This is a genomic window from Nocardia sp. NPDC059228, assembly GCF_042754245.1.
In the GTDB taxonomy this organism is placed as follows: Bacteria; Actinomycetota; Actinomycetes; order Mycobacteriales; family Mycobacteriaceae; genus Nocardia.
Genome location: NZ_JBHZAL010000001.1, coordinates 684,910 through 704,081, shown reverse-complemented (window position 1 = coordinate 704,081; position 19,172 = coordinate 684,910). Strand labels below are relative to the sequence as shown.

The 19,172-nt window shown below is 69.4% G+C and carries 13 protein-coding genes; 8 read left to right on the top strand and 5 right to left on the bottom strand.

All coding sequences use genetic code 11. The features are described from left to right. Window positions 1-9: 9 nt before the first annotated feature. Entirely contained in the window at window positions 10-1,353 is a 1,344-nt protein-coding gene (locus ACFXKA_RS03000; RefSeq protein ID WP_379425665.1) for an FHA domain-containing protein, read from the bottom strand. Between the two features lie 269 nt (window positions 1,354-1,622). Between ACFXKA_RS03000 and ACFXKA_RS02995 the strand changes: the two genes are divergently transcribed. The 5 genes from ACFXKA_RS02995 to ACFXKA_RS02975 all read left to right on the top strand — a co-directional run bounded on the left by ACFXKA_RS02995 (window position 1,623) and on the right by ACFXKA_RS02975 (window position 6,505). After that, a complete protein-coding gene (locus ACFXKA_RS02995) occupies window positions 1,623-3,197 on the top strand; it encodes a serine/threonine-protein kinase (protein WP_379425664.1) in 1,575 nt (524 codons plus the stop codon). A 49-nt stretch (window positions 3,198-3,246) separates the two neighbouring features. Further along, window positions 3,247-4,482, top strand: coding sequence for a hypothetical protein (locus tag ACFXKA_RS02990; RefSeq protein WP_379425663.1), 1,236 nt, complete (start codon window positions 3,247-3,249; stop codon window positions 4,480-4,482). Window positions 4,483-4,519: 37 nt separating this feature from the next. Further along, window positions 4,520-5,722: a hypothetical protein gene (locus ACFXKA_RS02985; RefSeq protein ID WP_379425661.1), complete on the top strand. Its 1,203-nt coding sequence runs from the start codon at window positions 4,520-4,522 to the stop codon at window positions 5,720-5,722. Window positions 5,723-5,822: 100 nt separating this feature from the next. Then, on the top strand, window positions 5,823-6,152 hold the full coding sequence (locus ACFXKA_RS02980) for a WXG100 family type VII secretion target (RefSeq protein ID WP_379425659.1): 330 nt from the start codon (window positions 5,823-5,825) through the stop codon (window positions 6,150-6,152). A gap of 50 nt (window positions 6,153-6,202) precedes the next feature. Continuing rightward, complete coding sequence (locus ACFXKA_RS02975) at window positions 6,203-6,505, top strand: WXG100 family type VII secretion target (protein WP_354830360.1); 303 nt, start codon at window positions 6,203-6,205, stop codon at window positions 6,503-6,505. A gap of 337 nt (window positions 6,506-6,842) precedes the next feature. On the opposite strand, the gene eccCa is transcribed toward ACFXKA_RS02975, so the two are convergent. Next, window positions 6,843-10,898, bottom strand: coding sequence for a type VII secretion protein EccCa (gene eccCa / locus ACFXKA_RS02970; protein ID WP_379425657.1), 4,056 nt, complete (start codon window positions 10,896-10,898; stop codon window positions 6,843-6,845). A 79-nt stretch (window positions 10,899-10,977) separates the two neighbouring features. Here eccCa and eccD point away from each other — a divergent pair, with 79 nt between their 5' ends. Next, window positions 10,978-12,438, top strand: coding sequence for a type VII secretion integral membrane protein EccD (gene eccD / locus ACFXKA_RS02965; RefSeq protein ID WP_379425656.1), 1,461 nt, complete (start codon window positions 10,978-10,980; stop codon window positions 12,436-12,438). Between the two features lie 12 nt (window positions 12,439-12,450). Then, complete coding sequence (gene mycP / locus ACFXKA_RS02960; RefSeq protein ID WP_379425654.1) at window positions 12,451-13,908, top strand: type VII secretion-associated serine protease mycosin; 1,458 nt, start codon at window positions 12,451-12,453, stop codon at window positions 13,906-13,908. 23 nt (window positions 13,909-13,931) lie between these two features. Here the strand turns inward: mycP and eccB are convergent, their stop codons facing one another. Then, entirely contained in the window at window positions 13,932-15,419 is a 1,488-nt protein-coding gene (eccB, locus tag ACFXKA_RS02955; RefSeq protein WP_379425652.1) for a type VII secretion protein EccB, read from the bottom strand. A 130-nt stretch (window positions 15,420-15,549) separates the two neighbouring features. Here eccB and eccE point away from each other — a divergent pair, with 130 nt between their 5' ends. Continuing rightward, window positions 15,550-17,193: a type VII secretion protein EccE gene (gene eccE / locus ACFXKA_RS02950; RefSeq protein WP_379425651.1), complete on the top strand. Its 1,644-nt coding sequence runs from the start codon at window positions 15,550-15,552 to the stop codon at window positions 17,191-17,193. Here eccE and ACFXKA_RS02945 read toward each other — a convergent pair. Further along, window positions 17,190-17,753, bottom strand: coding sequence for an NADPH-dependent FMN reductase (locus ACFXKA_RS02945; protein ID WP_379425650.1), 564 nt, complete (start codon window positions 17,751-17,753; stop codon window positions 17,190-17,192). The genes eccE and ACFXKA_RS02945 overlap by 4 nt on opposite strands. Window positions 17,754-17,777: 24 nt before the next feature. Continuing rightward, window positions 17,778-19,037 carry an NAD-dependent epimerase/dehydratase family protein gene (locus ACFXKA_RS02940; RefSeq protein WP_379425649.1) on the bottom strand — a complete coding sequence of 420 codons (1,260 nt, stop codon included), beginning with the start codon at window positions 19,035-19,037 and terminating at the stop codon, window positions 17,778-17,780. Window positions 19,038-19,172 lie beyond the last annotated feature (135 nt).

The window sequence follows — 19,172 nt, the reverse complement described above, 5'->3', positions numbered from 1 at the left end:
CAAGAACGATTACCCGAAGGGCGGGGGCGCAACCGGCTCGAGGCGGAGGACCCGGTTGCCGAGCATGATTTCGGTGCCGGCGGCCAGGGTGAAGGGCTGATTCGGTTGCAGCCGAATCCAATCCCGGTAGCCCTGCGGGCGGACCCGGGTGCCGTTGGTGGAGCCGTGGTCGACGATGGTGATGTCCCAGTTCACCAGGCGGATCTCGGCGTGGACGCGGGACATGCCGCCGGAGTTGTCGTCGATGCGCAAGGGCAGCAGGCCCGCTCGCACCGGATCGGAGTGCTCGGGGTCGCGCCCGACGACGGCGTCGGCGGCCACCATGTAGGTCATGCCGTCGTCGAGTACCAGCATGCCCAGCGGCGGCCGGATCACCTCGGCGGGCTGCTGGGTCTGATCCACGGGCATGCCGCACACGGTGCAGAAAGCCGCCCGCGGATCGCTGGGATGCGCACGTGCGCACTTGAATCCGAGCACCTTCACGGTGAGCGCGGTGGCCTTGGCGGTGGCCTCCAGGCGGCGCTGCAGGTCCGGGTCGGGTTTGGGCGCGGGGTTGGTGCCGTTCGCCTCCCGGGCACCGCCCATCTCGGTCGGCGCGCGGTGCAGGTCGATGCCCTCGGTATCCGGATCATCCTGGGCGGGTCCGGGCTCCGGGTCCAGGCTCGCCGGAATGCGATTGGAGGTGCGGGTCGGAATCAGGTTGGGGTCCAGGGGAATCGCTTCCGGCTGCGGATCCCGCTCCGCGTCGAACGCCGCGGTCGGCGGCGGCGGTTCCACGGCCCGCTGCCGCGCCCCGGCCGGGCGCCCGGGCCGTCGCGACACCACCGGCTCGCCCTCGAACCACACCACCGCGCCCGCCGCCGGCGCGAGTCCCTCGATGAGCGAACCGATTCCGCGCCCGGGTAGCTCCGGCGGCCGGTTCCCGTCGATGAACAGGGCGGCGGCCCGCGCGGGCCGTTCGGCCACCCGGTCCACGGTGAAGGCGGCATCACTACCGCGGTAGTACTCGACCGCGGACCCGGCCAGCAGCGCCGTCACCGATCCGTGCAGGAAGATCGCGAGGCCACCGGTGTCGGCGGCGGTCAGGATGCCGAATTCGATGGGCGCGCCGGGCGAAATGCGCTCGGCCTCCTTCATCAGCCAGCGGGTGGCCTGCCGCGCGACCAACCGGCCCGGCCCGTCCGGGGCCTGATCCGTCGCGTCCGCGACCAACTCGCCCAGCGCCCGCGCCGCCACCACGGCCCGCGATCCGGGCGTGAGGGCCCCCGGCTCCCGATGCGCCACCAGGATGACCGCACCCGCCACCCGGCTCACCACATGGCTGCCCGCGACCACCTCGACCTGCCGATCCATCAAGGGAACCGACCCCCGAGGAGCACACGGCAGGGATTGTTCAACACAGCACCCAGGTTACGTCCCGACCCCGGACCACAGAGCCGCCCCATCCCTCGGTCCATTCGACTGAGGAGTTTTCGTATGCCAAAGTGGCCACTGATCTCGTACCGATTGGGGTAACTCCCCGGGTACGTCCAAAATCGGTTCGGCACCGGGCCGCCGGCACGGGTGCAGTACGGCCCACGGCTCTCAGCCGCCCGCTGAAGTCTCGGGGAGGCGGCGTTGTGATGAGTCCAGGCACCATCGTCGGCGGGTATCGGATCGTCCGCGTGCTCGGGTCCGGCGGCATGGGCACGGTTTACCTGGCCAAACATCCAGAACTACCGCGCATGGACGCGCTCAAGGTGCTCTCCTCCGATCTGACCACCAACGAGGAGTTCCGCGGCCGCTTCGAACGCGAGGCGAATGTGGTTGCGGGCATGGACCACCCGAATATCGTCTCGGTCCACAACCGCGGCGAGGAGAACGGCCGGCTGTGGATCGCCATGCAGTATGTCGAGGGCACCGACGCCTCGGCCGAGCTCAAGCGTGATCCGGCCGCGGTGCCACCGCTGCGCGCGCTGTCCATCGTCACCCAGATCGGCCGCGGCCTGGACTACGCGCACCGCCGCGGCCTGCTGCACCGGGATGTGAAGCCCGCCAACTTCCTGCTCTCCAGCGTCGACGGCGAGGACGAGCGCGCCCTGCTCGCCGACTTCGGCGTCGCCAAGTCCACCGAGGACACCACCGAGCTCACCCAGACCGGCAGCTTCGTGGCCACCATCGCCTACGCGCCGCCGGAACAGCTGTCGGGCCGGCCGCTCGACCACCGCGCCGACATCTACAGCCTCGGCTGCTCCTTCTTCAAGCTGCTGACCGGCCGAAACCCTTATCCCGCAACGCAACCGGCGCTGGTCATGATGGGCCACCTGCACGAGCCGCCGCCGCGCGCGACCGACGTCGACCCGCACTTGCCCGCGACGCTGGACGAGATCTTCGCGCGGGTCATGGCGAAGAACCCGGCCGAGCGTTTCAACTCCTGCCGCGAGTTCACCGACGCCGCCGCGGCCGCACTGGTACCCGGCTACAACCCGGCGTCGACCACCACCTCGCCGACCTATCCGATCCAGGTCGCACCGCCGAGCATGCTGCGATCCGGCGGCGAAACCACAGGCGGCATACCGCTTTCCGCGTCCGAGCCGACCGAGACGGGGCCGGCGCCGCGCAACCGCAGCCGGCTCTACATCGGGATCGGCGCGGCGGTGGTGGCGGTCGCGCTGGCCGTGGGCATCGCGATCGTGGCCTCCGGCGGCGAGACCAACTCCGCCACCACGGCTTCCAGCGCCGGACCCGCCGCAACCACCACGGTGGATCCCAATCTGAGCCCGGTGGACAAGGCGCGCAAGGACAATCCCGCCTTCGCGGGCAAGACCGTCACCATGGTCGACGTGACCGGTGCGCAGTTCAACACCAAATACAGCATCTACCTGGCCGGCACCCCGCAGGCGAAGTTCCTGGAGAGCCTCGGCTTCGTCTACAACAACGAGTACCAGCCCAAGGGCGACGAATCCTCTCCCCGCCCCTCCGATGGCTACGGGTCGCTGACCGTGCCCGACGATTCCTACATCATCGCGGTGCGCAGCGACGAAAAGGCCGGTGGCGGTGGGCTACTCGGCCTGCCGAGCGAGATCACCAGCTCGCGTGCCATCGTCGTCCCGCTCGACGATCCGGCCGCGGTGGCCGCGCTGCGCGGCTGGACCCCGGATTCCACGCAGACCCTGGTCAGCAAGCTGGTTCCGGTGCTGCACAACAGAATCAAGTAACGGTCACGACCGATAACTCGTACCGATTGTTGCTGATGGAGGGGGAAACATGCGCACGGTGAGACGGGCGGCCGTGGCCGTCGCCCTGGTGGTATCAGCGGTGATGACAGCCGCCTGCGGCTCGGATACCGAAGCCGCCCCGGCGGCGCCCGCCGAACCGGTGATCGACCTGAGCAAGCTCGACACCGGCAATCTGCCCACCCAGCCCAAGCACTACGACAAGGCGACCAACCCCGACCTGGCGCGCGTCGTACAGGCCGAGCGGCTGGCCAACTACATTCCCCTGCCGTCCGAGGTGAATCCACAGGTCAAGTTCCCGGCAGCCGCAGTGAACGGCGCCATCCGCCCGTTCATCGATTTCGGTTCGGGCGCTATGGCACTGCGCACCAACGCCAAAGCCGATGCGCTGAGGGCGGCGGCCCCCGGGTTCGTTTCGGGCTTCGTCACCACCGGCAACTCCGATGGACAGAGTGCCCTGGCCTACGAGTACTCGAACGTCGTGCTGCTGTTCACCGATGACGCCGCGGCGAGCGCCGCCGCTCGAGCCCTCGGCCAGGCCGACTTCGATGCCGTCCCGGGCAGCCAGCGCTTGCGAATCGATAAGTATCCGGACGCGTTCGTCTATCTCGACACCCGGTACAACTTCAATGCCACCGTCCGATCCTGGTATGCCACAGGCAGATTCGTCCTCTTCACCTATGTCTGGGACGACGTGATGGCCGAGACCGGGGTGAGCGATCCGGCCAAGCTCACCGCCCGGGCGCAGCTCGGCCTCGACGCCATCCCGCCCGCCCTCGCCAAGTTCCCGGTCATTCCCCAGGACCAGCTGACCGAACAGCCCGTCGATATGGACGGAGTCCTCGGGCGCACGCTGCCGACCGTGCACGACGATCAATCCGAGCGCGGCATTCCCGGCGTCTACGACCGGCACGGCGGACTGCAACTGTTCCCCGGCGACGACAACGCGGCACTGTTCGACAAGGCGGGTGTCGACCGGGTGGCGTTCAACGGCGGCACCGTCTTCCGCGCCCGCGACGCCGCGGGCGCCGACGCGATCGTCGCCGCGCGCAGCGAGACCTCGCGCACCTTCCGGCCGGCCGAATCTCCGGCGAACCTGCCGAACGCCCAGTGCCGCAAGTACGCCGGTCCCGAGAAGTTCGCGATCTCCCACTACTGCTACGTCAGGCACGGTCGCTTCGCCGCCGAGGTTTCGGCGAACCAGCTCCTCGATGCCCAGCAGCGCATCTCGGCGCAGTACGCCCTGCTGGTCAACGCGGAACACTGAGGGGGAACGGAAAACCATGCTCTCACACAAACTTCGAGTGACCGCCCTGCTCACGCTGACCGTCGCCGCGGTGGCGGGGTGCGGCCCGACCATTCAGGGCAGCGCCCGCCCCGGGGAAATCGACGTCCGCACACTGGATGTCGGCACGTACTCCACCGATCCACTGGAGTTGCGCTACCAGTACTCCCCCGACATGGCCAAGGGTTTCGAACTGGCCGAGCAGCGACTGGCCGACCACATGGTCGATGCCGCGGATGTCGATCCGGAATTCAAGTACAGCACCGGCGTTCAGCCCTTCAAGGATTCGGACGGCGCCACCGTCGTACTGGCCAAGGTCACCGCGCCCATCCTCGACGCCGCCAAGTTGATGTTCGGTGTCGCGGTGGGGCACAGCGTGAAACAGCCGGACAAGTACGGCAAGACCCCCGACGACAGCGCGTTCACCACGGTGACGGTGATGCAATTCCCCGATGCCGCGGCGGCATCGAAGGCCGCCGCGGATTTGGAGAATGCCGATTTCGGGGTGGCGGCCGAGGTGAATCAGCAGGTGTCGCTCTCGAAATACCCTGATGCCCACAGCCATTGGCGTCCCGGCGTGGCCAGCATCGGGTCGACCCTGGCGCACGGCAGCTATGTCGTGGACACCTATCTCGGGGTGCAGGACCCGGACCTGTCGAAACTGACGGCCCTCGCCGAAAAGGTCTACGACGCGCAACTGCCACTGCTGGATTCGCTGCCGCCCCTGGACCGCGAGGGCGTCCTGCGGCTGCCCTTCGACGCCGATGGAATGCTGCGACGGACCCTCGCCACACAGGTCTATTTCGCGCCCGACTTCGCCAACCAGGCGGTCGCCGAACCGCGTGGATTCCTGAATCGGGTGAGCGACCAGGACTTCTGGGGGCGGCTGGTCGCCGACAGCGGCATGGATCGATTCACCACCTCCGGTGCGTCCTACGACGGCGTCAGCATGCTCTTCCGCGCGCGGGACGCGCAGGCCGCCGAGCGTCTGTCCGGGGCCATTCTCGCGCACGGCTATTCCACCGTCACGGACGCGCCCGCCGGGGTGCCGAACGCGAAGTGCGGAGAGACCAGCGACCAGAACCGGAACAGCGGCGCCAAGCGCTTTCGGTGCATGGTCAGCTACCGCCGCTACACGGGTGCGGTCGAGTCGAATCAGCTCGCCGACGCCCACCAGCGGGCGGCCGCCCAGTACGCCTTGCTGGCGAACAGCACCTGGTAGTCGGTTCGGTGGCGAGCTGAGGCCGGGTGGAACCGGCGGGTCATGACCTACGTCCAATAGCACTGAGAGGTCGTCCGCCCGCGAATCGAGAGGAGACACCGTGGCCGGTGCATTCGAAGCCAGCAATGAGCTCATCCAGGCCAAGGCCCAGGAGTTCCAGCAGACCCACGACATGCTGATGCATGCCATCGCCGATCTGAAACGCGATGAGGACGGCATGGTCGCCGGTGCGAACTGGAGGGGCGGCGCGGCCAACGCCTTCAATGCGTTCATGCAGCGGTACTACTTCCAGGCCGACAAGCTCAACGACAAGCTGGCACACACCGCCGAGACCCTGATCAAGGTCGGCTCCAACTACGAAGAGCACGACAAGGATTACGAATCCAGGGTCAACGCGCAGATCTCGAGCCTGGACCTCCCGGCTGTCTAGCCGATTCGATCTCCCCCCCGCTATTCGGACCAGTGGCAAAGGAATTCACCATGGCAGCAGTAGACGGCCGGATCATCTCCGCCCATTTCGAGGGCGTCGCCGACGGCGCGAACTCGATCATCCGCCGCGCGGAGGTCATCCGCGACCAACTCGAGGCCTTCCACCGCAGCGTGGAGGAGTTCGTCCAGAACAACTGGAAGGGTGACGCCAACGACGCGTTCGCCGACCTCCAGCGCACGTGGAACCAGCACGTCCTCCAGCTCAACACCACCCTCAACGGCGCGGCCACCCTGGTCCGCACCGGCAACGCCGAACTCCAGGCCAAGGACACCGCCCTGGCCGGCCTGTTCTGACCCGCCTTTGGTTTCCGGGTTGTGGGCGGGGCAGTCGGCCCGCGCGGCGGGCTGACTGCCGGGTTCCACCGTGTGCCATCCGAACGCATTGCCACTCTCCGCGAGAATGCGTGTGGATCCGGCGGCGAACCCCGCTCCCTCCAAGCGGAAGCGAATCGGTCGATGACCCCCGCTATCAACAGTGCGGCGTTTTCCGGACTGTCGCAGCCGACGTTTATCACGTTGTGCGGACCATAGCGATGGAACCACCTCGTGTTCAACGAGTAATCAATTCAAGTTATCGAACGACGACGTCCGCGGTCGAGGGGCCACCGGTGGTGTCCCGGGCAGCTCGCTGTCACAAATCGGCCGCGGGCAGCCAGGCGGTTTGGATCAGGTCCTCGCTTGCGCGGGTGCCGTAGGTGCCGCGGCCCGGGGGCATGAGGGCTGGCCGGGTGTTGCCGAAGAGGGTGCCCTCGTCGCGGCTGCAGCTCATGGTCAGGGATGCGGAGTTGAGTTCCTTGAGGCGGTTGAGGGTGGCCTCGTACATGGCACGGCCGGCGCCGCCGGAGCGGCGGGCCAGGATCAGGTGGAAGCCGAGGTCGCGGGCGTGGGCCAGGTGGTCGACCAGGGCGTGCAGCGGGTTGCCGCCGGCAGTGGCGACCAGGTCGTAGTCGTCGACGACGACGTAGAGTTCCGGGCCGCGCCACCAGGACCGGTCCTTGAGCTGCTGCGGAGTCACCTCGGGGCCGGGCATGCGCTGGGTGACGTACGCGGCCAGGTCGGCCATGTTGCGGGTGAACTGCGGGGCGGTGGTGCCGTAGCCGGCGAGATAGCCCTGTGGCACGGTGCCGAGCATGGTCCGGCGGTAGTCGCCCATGATGATGCGCGCCTGATCGGTGGTATTGGACGCGCAGATGGACTGCACCAGCGCCCGGAGCAGGGTGGTCTTGCCGCACTCGGAGTCGCCGATGACGACGAAATGCTGACTCGTCGCCAGATCCAGATACACCGGGGCCAGCCCGGATTCATTGATGCCGAGCGGAAAGCGCAGGCACGGCTGGTTGTTGTCCACCTCGGCGGGCCAATCCCCCGCCAGCCGCAGCAGTTCCGCGCGCGGCAGCCGGTCGGGCAGCATGCGCACCGCCGGTGCCCGGCGTCCCGGGGTGAACCGGACGATGCCCGAAACAGCGTGCGCTACACCGGTTCCCAGCGTCGCCGGATCCGGGTCGTTGTCCACGCGCGGCAGCGCGGTCAGCATGTGCAGCCCGTCGGCGGTCATGCCGCGGCCCGGGCGGCCCATGGGCACCAGCGCCGCGAACTTGCGCCCCAGGTCGGAGTCCATGGGGTCGCCGAGCCGCAGTTCGACGCGGGTGCCGACCTGATCCTTGAGCGCGGGCCGCGCCTCGGCCCAGCGGTTCAGCGACATCACCACGTGCACGCCGTACGAAAGTCCCTGCACCGCAAGGTTCATGACGGTCTGATCCAGCAGTTCGAACTCCTGCCGGAACGCGCCGTACCCGTCGATCACCAGGAACACGTCGCCGAACGGATCCTCGTGCACGCCCGCGGCGGTGGGACCGGCTCCCTGGTCGGCTGCGCGATCATCAGTCCCCGGGTCGGCGCGCAACCGCCGGAACTCGGCCATGGACTCCACGCCGAGCCGCCGGAAGGTGGCCTCGCGGCGGCGCACGATGCCCACCATCTCGGCCACCGTGCGCCGCACTCGGTCCTCCTCCATGCGGCTGGCGACCGCACCCACGTGCGGCAGCCCCTCCAGGCCGATCATGGTGCCGCCACCGAAGTCCAGCAGGTAGAACTGCACCTGTTCGGCGGTGTGTGTCAAGGACATCGCCATGACCAGTGCGCGCAGCGCGGTCGACTTCCCCGATTGCGGGCCGCCGACGATCGCCGCATTGCCACGCGAGCCGGACAGGTCCACCACCATGGGGTCGCGGCGCTGATCGTAGGGCCGGTCGACGATGCCGATCGGAGCGCGCAGGGCCGCAATGGGATTCCAGTCCCCGGTGAGGATCGAGCGCGGCAGCAGCTGATCCAGCGTGGATGCCGCGCCGAGCGGCGGCAGCCAGATCTGGTGGGCCGGACGACCGTGCCCGCGTACCCGCGACACCAGCATCTGCAGGTTGGAGATCTGATCCGCGTCGGCGGGGGCGGTCATCGGTTCCGGCAGGTCGGGCAGCGGAATCCGGTCGGCGGCACGGAAGTCCACGCGGCCCGCGGTGAACGGGCGTGCGGTCACATCGACGTCGCCGGACCGGGTGGCCACCGCGGCATCGCGTCGTGATCCGCCGCCGGCACAGGGTCCGGAGACATAGGCGGACCGGAACCGCTGAATCTCCCCGGAATCGGATTTCAGGTAGCCGCCGCCGGGATTATTGGGCAGGTTGTAGGCATCCGGCACGCCCAGCACCTGCCGGGATTCATTGGCGGAGAACGTCTTCAGACCGATGCGGTAGGACAGATGACTTTCCAGCCCCTTGAGCCGCCCTTCCTCCAGCCGCTGTGAAGCCAGCAGCAGATGCACATGCAGCGAGCGGCCCAGCCGGCCGATCATGGTGAACAGTTCCGCGAAATCCGGATGCTGCGAGAGCAATTCGGAGAACTCGTCGAGCACCACGAACAGCGCGGGCAGGGGATCCAGATCCGCGCCCGCCGCCCGCGCCTTCTCGTACTCGGAGACATTGGCGAAATTGCCCGCCGCGCGCAGCAGTTCCTGGCGGCGGTTCATCTCGCCGGCCAGCGCGTCGCGCATCCGGTCGACCAGATCGGCCTCCTCCTCCAGATTGGTGATGATGGCCGCGACATGCGCCACCCCCTCCAGCCCGAGGAAGGTCGCGCCGCCCTTGAAGTCCACCAGCACGAAGTTCAGCTGATCCGGCGAGTGCGTGGCGATGAGCGAAAGTACCAGCGTCCGCAGGAATTCCGACTTACCCGACCCGGTCGCGCCGATACACAGCCCGTGCGGCCCCATGCCGCCCTCGGCCGCCTCCTTGATATCGAGCACCACCGGCAGCCCATCGGCCCCGACACCGAAGGGCACCCGCAGCCGCTCCCGGCCGTAGCGCGGCTTCCACGCCGTCTCGGGGGTGAAGGCGCCGATATCGCCCAGGCCGAGCAGCTGCGACCAGCTCGAGATGACCTCGCCCTCCTCAGCGGTGGCCCCGGCGGTGCGCGCGACGGCGGCCCGATACGGCGCGAGCCGGCGCGCGGCCTGCTCGGCCTCGCGGGCGGTTATGCGGTCGACGACGGCGAAGCGCTCCATCGTTCCGGAGACCCCGCGTCCGGCGCACTCGCCGTTCTCGACCACCATTTGAATGCCCCGGGAGCCGGCCAGCCGCGGCGCGTACCCGCACAGGTCGATGACCGTCACGCCCTCGAAACCGTGCTCCCGCAGGGGATCTTCCTCGGCTTCGAGTAGTCCGCCGTCCACCACCAGCACGATCTGGGTCAGGTTCGGATCGGGCGGCTGATTGCGGGAGTACCGAACCCGGTTGTGCAGCAGGGGATTCAGATCGGCGTGCGCCTCACGGATGGAGCCGTATACCATGCGCCCGCTGCCGACGCCGTCCTCGGATTCGGGGTGCTGGGTGTGGGGCAGCCACTTCGTCCATTCCCATTCGCGGACGGCGTCCGGTCCGCAGACCACGGCGATCAGTACCTGGTCGGGGCCCTGGAACATGGCCAGCTGCAACAGCATGGCTCGCGACATGTCGCGAGCCTGGGCAGGGTCGCCGGTGAGCTGGACGGCGGCGAAGCCCTTGACGGCGAGAGCGGTGGGCAGATCGGGCACGGTGGAGTGGGTGCGCACGAAGCGCCGCAGCGCGACCGCGGCGATGGGTTCGAGCTCCTCGACGGGCCCAGTTTCCGGGGCGACCAGTCTCGTAGCAAGCCTTTGGCTACCGATGCCGATGCGGGCGTGACAGAAATCCCTGTCCCCCGGCCGCCGCTCCCACATCCGCGTGGTCCCCGCCAGCATCCAGATCAGCCCGGGCTCCGGATGACTCCACTCCACGGCCGCTCGCTGCTGCGCGGCCGTCTCCTCCACATCCCGGCGGACCTGGTCCAGATAGCGCAGATAGTCCTTGCGATCCTCGTCGGCCTCGGCCGCCTTCTGTCCCTTGCCGCCCTGCCCCGCATACATCCCGACCATGGAGAACACCATCATCATCGGGAACATCAGGCTCATCGGATTGGTGGCCAGACCACTCCCGGAGGTGATCATGAGCGCGACCATTCCGAGCATGCCCACGCCCATCACCACCGGCATGAGCTTGGTGAAGAGATTGGCCGGAACCGTCCGCGGAATCTCCGGCGGCGGTTGCAGGGTCACCTCGCCGCCGGGTGAGCGGGGCATCACCCGGCGCGGCCGGCGCTGGAACCGTACGGTGCTCATCGCGGAAAGTCCCCCACGAATTCGAATTGAATTGCGGCTCAGTGTACGAACGGCAACCATCATGCCGTACAGTGCGGGCGTGGCGCAGTCGCGGACCGATCACCTCGAGGCACTTCGCGGCACGGTCCGCGCGCCCGATCTGGCGCGAGTCACCATTCTGGCCAAGCACACTCAGGCCGACATGGCCATTCCCGTCGATGTGCCGGTGGCACTGGTCATCCCGAGCGTGGTCGACATGGTCGATCAGCACAATCGCGTCAATGACTTCGACCACGACGGCGAACCGTTCGAAGCGCACGAGTGGGTGCTGGCCCGTGTCGGGCAGCCGCCCTTCTCCAACTCCCTGAGCCTGGCCGAGCAGGGCGTGCGCGACGGGGAACTGCTCATGCTGGAGAGCGCCGAACACATCGCGCCCACACCGCTTTTCGACGACATCATGGACAACGTCGCCATCGCCGACGCCGACCACGTCCGCGGCTGGACGCCGCGCACGGCCCGGCTGACCGGTTCGGCGCTGGCGGTGGCCATCATGCTGACCGGCTGTCTGGCCCTGCTGACCGCGCCCGCCGCCTTTCCCGGCTGGGTGAGCGCGATCGTGGCCACCGTCGTCACTCTGCTGCTGGTCACCGCGAGCACGGTGCTCAGCCACATGTACCGCGACCGCGCGAGCGCACTGGTGCTGGGCGGCTGCGCACTGCCCACCGCCTTCAGCGCGGGCCTGCTGTTCGTGCCCAGCCACTACGGCTGGGCCAACATGTTATTGGGCGCGGTCCTGGCCGGGGCCACCGCGATGCTGGCCTGGCGGGTGAGCGGCGTGGGGCCGGGTCTGTTCATCGGTGCGACCACGTTGGCGTTCTTCGCCATCCCCGCGACGCTGGTGGGCCTGCTGACGAATCTGCCGGTGCATGCCATCGGCGCCGGAGCGGCGGCGCTGGGCCTGGCCGGATTATCCCTGGCCCCAAGGCTTTCCATGCTGCTGGCCAGATTGCCGCTGCCACCCGTCCCCGCACCCGGCACACCGATCGACCCCACCGAGGACGACCCCGACGACCATCGCGCCATGCCCACGATGGAGGTCTTGCGCGCGAAATCCGAACGGGCGCGCGACTATCTGGCCGGATTGGTCGCGGCGACCACCGCGGTGGTGGTGGCCGGGGCGGTCGCCGCCGTGAATCCGAGCGCCGGCACCCCGTACTGGCCGGGCCTGGCCCTCGCGCTGGTGTGCGCCGTGGTGCTGATGTTCCGCAGCCGCACCTATGCGGGCGCGGAACAAGCCGTGGTCCTGATCGCGGGCGGCGCCACCATCGTCCTGCTGGTGCTCCTCGGCGCGGCCCTCACCCAGCGACAGCCACTCACGATTTTCGGTGTGGCACTGGTGCTTTTCACGGCGGCGCTGGTCCTGGGCATCATCGTGCCCCACCTGCAGGCGCCCCCGCCCGCGCGGCGGGCGGTGGAACTGCTCGAGTACGGCTTCGTGGCAGCCGTGGTTCCGCTGGCGTTCTGGGTGACCGATCTCTACGCCCTCGTACGCGGACTGTGATCGTCGACGGCCATGCCGGATAAAACACTGAGCGCCAATGGTTCCCGCGATCACGCGGCGTCTCCCGGCCTGCGGGGATTGCGGGTCGCGGCAGCCGCAGCGGTCCTGGCGCTCGGTACGGCAGCCGGAACGGGTGCCGCGTTCGCGGACCGGCCGCCGCCCATCGACGGGGGCCTGCTGCCTCCCGCCGGTCCGGCCGGGCCGCCGACCGAGACCGAACACCCTGCGAACTCGCCGTGCTCCAGCACCCAGGCGGGCGGTGGCGGGTCGACCATTCCGCCCACCCAGCGCACCCTCGAACTCCCCGAAGCGTGGCAATTCTCGCGGGGCGCAGGGCAATTGGTGGCAGTCATCGATACCGGGGTGTCCCCGCACCCGCGGCTGCCCGGCCTGATTCCCGGCGGCGACTATGTGGCCGCGGGTGGCGACGGCACCGAGGACTGCGACGCTCACGGCACCATCGTCGCGGGCCTGATCGCCGCTTCCGAGGTCGGCGGCCAGGGCTTCGCCGGGGTCGCGCCCGAGGCGCGGATCATGACCATCCGCCAGACCAGCGCGCTGTACCAAACCAAGGGCGCGGGCCGGGAGAAGGGCCCCGACGATATGCCCGACGGCTACGGCAAGATCTACGCGCTCGCCGCGGCGGTGCGCCGGGCCGCCGACGCGGGCGCGCGGGTCATCAATATCTCCCTGGTCGCCTGCCCGACCACCGAGCCCGCCAGCGCGGAAATGGGCGCGCTTGGCGCGGCGGTGCAGTACGCGGCCGTCGAGAAGGACGTGGTCATCGTGGCTTCGGCGGGCAATACCGATACCTGCAAAGCGAGCAATCCGGGCCTGGATCCCCTGCACCCTGCCGACGATCCGTGGGATCACGTCACGTCGTATGTGGTGCCGGCCTGGTGGGACGCCTATGTGCTGTCGGTCGGCTCGGTGGACGCCTTCGGTCAGCCGTCGAAGTTCACCGTCCCCGGGCCGTGGGTGGGGGTGGCCGCGCCGGGCGAGAACATCGTCTCGCTGGATCCCCGCGACACCGGGCTCACCACGGCCAAGGTGACCAATCAGGGCCAGGTCGTCCCCTACAGCGGAACGAGTTTCGCCGCACCGCAGGTCTCGGGCGTGGCCGCGCTGGTGCGGGCCCGCTACCCGGATATGCGCGCCGCCGAGGTCATCGAGCGCATCGAGGCCACCGCACACGCGCCGGGCGAGGGCTGGAATCCGGCCATCGGTTACGGCACGGTCGATCCCGTGGCCGCGCTCACCGCCCAGGTGCGAAACATCGTGCCGCCCAAGCGTCCCGCCGGTCCGCGGAATCGGCAGCTCGCCCTGCCCACGCCGCCGCCCGCGCCCGACCGCACACCGCGCAATGTCGCCCTGATCGGCACCGGCGTCGTCGCGCTGCTGCTGGTGCTCGGCTTTCTGGCCTCGTTCCCGCTGCGCCGCCGGTTCGGCGTGCGCGATACCGACGCCTGACTCGGTGAGACCGCTGCCTGAGCTCAGTTCCCGTTCGGCGCTGGCGTTTTCACCGGTTCCCTGGCGGGATTCGGATCGGCCGCGACCCCGTCGTGGGCGACCATGGCCGCTTCCCGGCTGAGAGTCGGTCCGGGCGCGAGCAAGCCGAGAATCTGCCACGGCACCGGTTCCGGCCGCACCCGCTCCGGGTCCATGCCCAGTGCCGCGGCGGAATCCAGATTCTGGATCCCGAACCGTACTCCATAGTCGGACACGAAGAACTGGCTGTCGTGGCGCTGGCTGTCCGGCTCGATGCCGGTGGACTGCACGTACGCCCCCGAGCCGGGATTCATATAGAAGCTGTCCACATTCGGGCCGCTGCCGTCGGCCTGCGCCAGCGGAACCAGCCTGGCGCGGTCGGGAATCGGTACCGCGTGCCCGGTGAGCACCGCCAGCTCGGCATGCTTGCCGCCATCGGACGTATCGGCAGAACCAACCGGTTTCCACGAGAGGCAGTCGACGGGCTGGTCCTTGCCGTCCACCAGGACCGGGGCCCGGTCCGGATACTTCGACACCTGCAGCGCAGAGGAGACCGGCGCGCCGGTGCGGTCGGCCTGCGCGATGTAGTCGTCGGCGGCGCTGGCGCGGTGGGCATTCCGGATGATGTCGGCGGTCAGCACCGAGACCGGCTGCAGGCCGTCGGGCAGCACCACGTAGTACTTGCCGTCGGTCCGCACCTGCACCACATCGCCGATCCGATGGTCACCGAGCGGGTAATCCGGTACGGCGCCGGCATTCTCGATGCGCGGCGGAATCAGCGGCGGCACTTCGGGAATCGCATTCAGCAGGCCGTCGCTGATCGGGCGCGGGGTCCGGCCCCGCAGATCGAGGGCATCGACCACGGCCCGATCGTGCAGATCGATCCGGGCCCGCCGATCGTCGTAGATCAGGTAGGTGTGGTCCCGGCCCTGCACCAGCAGCGCCGTGCCGGACGCCATGGGAGATGCCTTGTCCGCCCGGCCCGTATCGCCGGCCAGCACCGAGGTGGTGAGAGAGCGGCTGCCGTCATTGGACAGCATGTCGCACACCATCCAGCTGCGACCGTCGCCGCCGGTGAAGTTCAAGGAGGTCGGCGCTCCCGGTATGCCGATCAGCTGCCCGCGCGGCTTCTCGTCCAGCTCGGACTCCCGCACGGTCGCGGGCTTGACCGCGTCGCCGGCGGCCAGCCGCGCCGAGGCCAGGTTCAGCGCCGGATGCACCACATTGCCGAGCACCACGTAGACCGCGCCGGAGTCCTTGCCGATGAGGATCTTGTTGGACCCGATCCGGTCCTGCGGCCGCAGCAGAGCCAACACTCCGCAACCTGCCAGCGCGACACACGCGAGGACGAGTCCGGCAGCGTACGCCCGCGACTGTGAACGCATGGGATCGTGCAGCATTCGCACATCCCGGCGAACCAGGGCGTGCTCCATGCGACGGACCAGGAAGCGATAGCCGCTCACCTGCCATCGGGTCGTGGGTTTCGAAGGCATTCCAGTCCCCCGCAAGTCGTTGCGTTCGCCGAACACAGTACCTTGACAAGGACATTCATTCGCACTCGGCCGCCGCGCGAGCGCACTCGGGCAGCGCGCGCGGCCGATATCGGGGAGCCGGGGACCGACGATGACGATCGAATCCGGGGAGACGGCGACGCGGCCTTTGCTCGGCCGGATCTCCCTCGCGAACCTGATCTGGGCCCAGGTTGCCGGACTGGTCGTTCTGGTCCTCGGCATACCGTGCGGGCTGGCATGGTGGGGCGCACTCACTCTCGGCATAGTGGTCGGTCTGGTTCTTCTGTTACCCCTTGGCAAACGAACCGTTTCCGACTGGATAGCCACCGGCGGCCGCTTCCGCACCCGGCGCGACCACCCGCCCGCCGACCTCATCGATTTCCGCGCCCCCGACGGGCGCTCGCTCGGGATCTACCGGGACGGCAGCCGCGTGGTGGCGGTCGTCGAGGTGCTCGCACCCAAGGGCGGACTGACCCGGCTCGGGCGCCGCACCGTGCAGTCCACCCACCTGCTGCCACTGCCGGAACTCGCGAAAAGCCTGAGCCGGCACGACATTCTGCTGTCCGGCATCGACATCGTCTCGCACGGCTTCCGCAGCCGCTCCGGCACACCCGCGGGCGCGATCTACGACACCCTGCTCGGCCCGCTGCCCGCCACCGCGCACCGCACGGTATGGCTGGCCATCGCCTTCGACCCGATCACCTGCCCCGACGCCGCAACCCGGCGCGGCGGCGGGCTGACCGGCGCGTGCCGGGCGGTCACCATCGCCACCCAGCGCATCATGCGCACCCTCGAGGACGCCGCCTGCTCGGCCCGGCTGCTCACCGCACCCGAGATCCGGCAGGCCGCCCTGCAGGTCACCGCGGGCGTCGACCCGGGCGCGCTGACCCAGCGCTGGCGCTACGCCGAACTCGGCAACGGCGTGAACATCGGTGCGGCCGTGGATCCCCGGCAGTTGGCCTCCGATCTGCTCGCCCAGCTGTGGGTGCCCGCCTCACGCGGCACCACGGTGGCCGTGCGGCTGCGGCCGGGCCGCAGCGCCGACACGGTGCGCATCGGCGCGGCCTGGCGGCTCACCGCCCGGGAGCTGCCCGCGGAACCGGTGCAGCAGCACATGATCTCCATGAACGGCCGCCACCGGGAAGGGCTGCTCGCGCATCTCCCCTTCGCCGTACCGGGCCTGGACGACACCGTGCCGACCGAGATCCGCGATATCGCCGGCATCGGGGCCCTGCAGCTGCCCTCCGCCGGATGCGGCCAGCTGCTCGGCTCCGACGACGACGGCAATGGCGTCGCCATTCGACTTGTCGGGCAGGGTATTTCGAGCGTCCATCTGGCCGGGGAGCTCTATCTCGCCCAGCAGATCGTCTTCCGCGCCCTGGCCGTCGGCGAACGCATCCTCATCCGCACCGACCGGCCCGAGGCCTGGCAGCAGCTGGTCACCACCATCGGCAATCCCGAACGCCTCACCGTCGCCGTCGAAACCCACCAATCCGACGCCGATTTCACCGCGACCCTGGTGGACGGCGTCCTGGCCCCCGCGCCCCACGCCGGCGTCACCACCATCTACCTGACCGGAGACCCGCTCGGCTGGCCCGGCACCAGACCCGACCTGTCCATCCGCCAGCCCGCCGCCGCAGGCAACCGGATCGTCCTGCGCACCGGAACCACCGAGGTGCCCCTGACCCTCGTCTCCATCCCCCGCGAGTCCACCTACATCGGACAGCCCCGCGCCGCCGTCGCGCTCGCGCGCTAGCTGCCCGGATACGGATCCGCGGCGCGGGCGGTGCGCAACGCCGCCGCCCACCAGGCGAGCTGGCGCAGCATGCGATCGGCGGCGTCGATGGCCGCGCCGTCCCGAGTCTCGCCCTCGGCATCGAACTTGCGTTTGGCCTCATGGAAACTCACGGTCTCGCGGATGGAGACCATATGGATCTCGGCGACCACCTGCCGCAGCTGCTCGACCGCGCGCAACCCGCCCGACAGGCCGCCATAGCTGACGAACCCGATGGGCTTGCCGCGCCATTCGCGCTTGACGCTGTCGAAGGCGGTCTTCAGCGAGGCCGGGTAGCCGTGGTTGTACTCGGAGGTGACGGCCACGAACGCGTCCGCGGCCCCGATCCGTTGCCGGAACGCCTGCACCTCCGGGGAATCCGTGAGGTTCAGCGGCAGCGGGGTGCCGAGGAGGTCGATGACGCCCACCTCGAAATCCGTGTCGGCGCGGGCGCGGCGCAGGAACCAGTCCGCGACCACCGGCGCGAACCGCTGGGGACGCACACTGGCGATGATGACCTCGAGCCGCAGCGGGGTGTCCATGCCGGGAGCCTATCGGCTGGGCGGTCAGCGCCGTCCGATCCCGCGCGCGGCATAGTCGGCCAGCCCCTTGGCGGGCTGGGTACGCGCGGTGAAATCCAGCGCGAGCCGGGCTCTTTCGGGATGCGCGACGATATGGCGGATATCGGTGACGCGGCACTGCCCCGTCACCACCGGGGTCGGCCCGTCCACCGCCTTGGCCATGGCCGAGGCCACCTCCCACAGCGTGAGCGGCCGCCCCGAGGCGATATTCAACGGCACGAAACCGGGCAGCCGGCGTTCCACGGCCGCGACGGTGGCCACCGCCGCGTCCCGCACGTGCACGAAATCCCGCACCTGACCGCCGTCTTCGAACACCTGCGGCGGGCGGCCCGCCATCAGTTCGGCCCGAAAACGCGCCACCACACCGGATTCCGCCGAGCGCACCCTGCGGCCGTCCGCCACCGGCTCGCCGTAGAGCTGGTGATACCGCAGCACCGCGGCATCCCCGCCGGTATTGGCGACCCACGCCAGCGCATAGTGCTCCTGTGCGACTTTGCTTGCCGCATAGGCGCTCCGGGGCCGCAGTGGTGCGTCCTCCCCCATCGGCTCCCAGGTCAGCACCTCCCCCGACCGCGGCGCGCGATGATCGAACAATCCCCGATCCAGGTCACCGCGCCGCCGCAGCCCCGGATAGAACGGTCCGCTGCGCACGCCCCGATACCGGCCCTCGCCGTACACGGCCACCGAGGACCCGAGCACCAGCCGCGGCACCCCCGCCCGCTCCATGGCGGCCAGCAGGACGGCCGTGCCGACGTCATTGTGCGCGCCGTAGAGCGCGGCCCAGCGCATGCCCTCCGCGCCCGGCCGCGCCGCGCCGGCCCGGTCCGCGCCGAGCGGGGCGCGCACGCACGGACCGGCGCCGTGGGCGGCATCGTCGCGACCACGCTGTCCGGCCACCGAGCCGCGGTGCAGATGCGGAACGTCCTGCGGGGCAGAGAGATTCGAGGAGTCGGCGGGCACCAGCTCGATCGCGCCCCGCTGCTGCGGCAGCGGCACGGCCGCCGCCAGGTGGCAGACCACGTCGATATCGGCGAGCAGGGGCTCGAGCGCGTCCTGATCACGCACATCGAGGCGGGAAACATCCTCGGGGCCAGCAGCATTCGCACCGTGCACGCTCTCGAGCAACGCATCGATCGCGACAACCTCGTGACCGGCCGCCAGCAGTGCGCGGTGCACATGGGAGCCCAAGTAACCGGCCGCGCCGGTCAGCAACACGCGCACGGGGTCGGGACTGCCCGCATTCATGGTTCCAGCCTATTCGACCGGCCTCCGACGCTCAGGTCCGCTGGACAACGTCGCGACCACATTCTCATTCAGGTCTCTTCGAATCAGACGCAACAACTGATTTCGCGCCGATCAGGGTAACTCGCCGGGGACGCC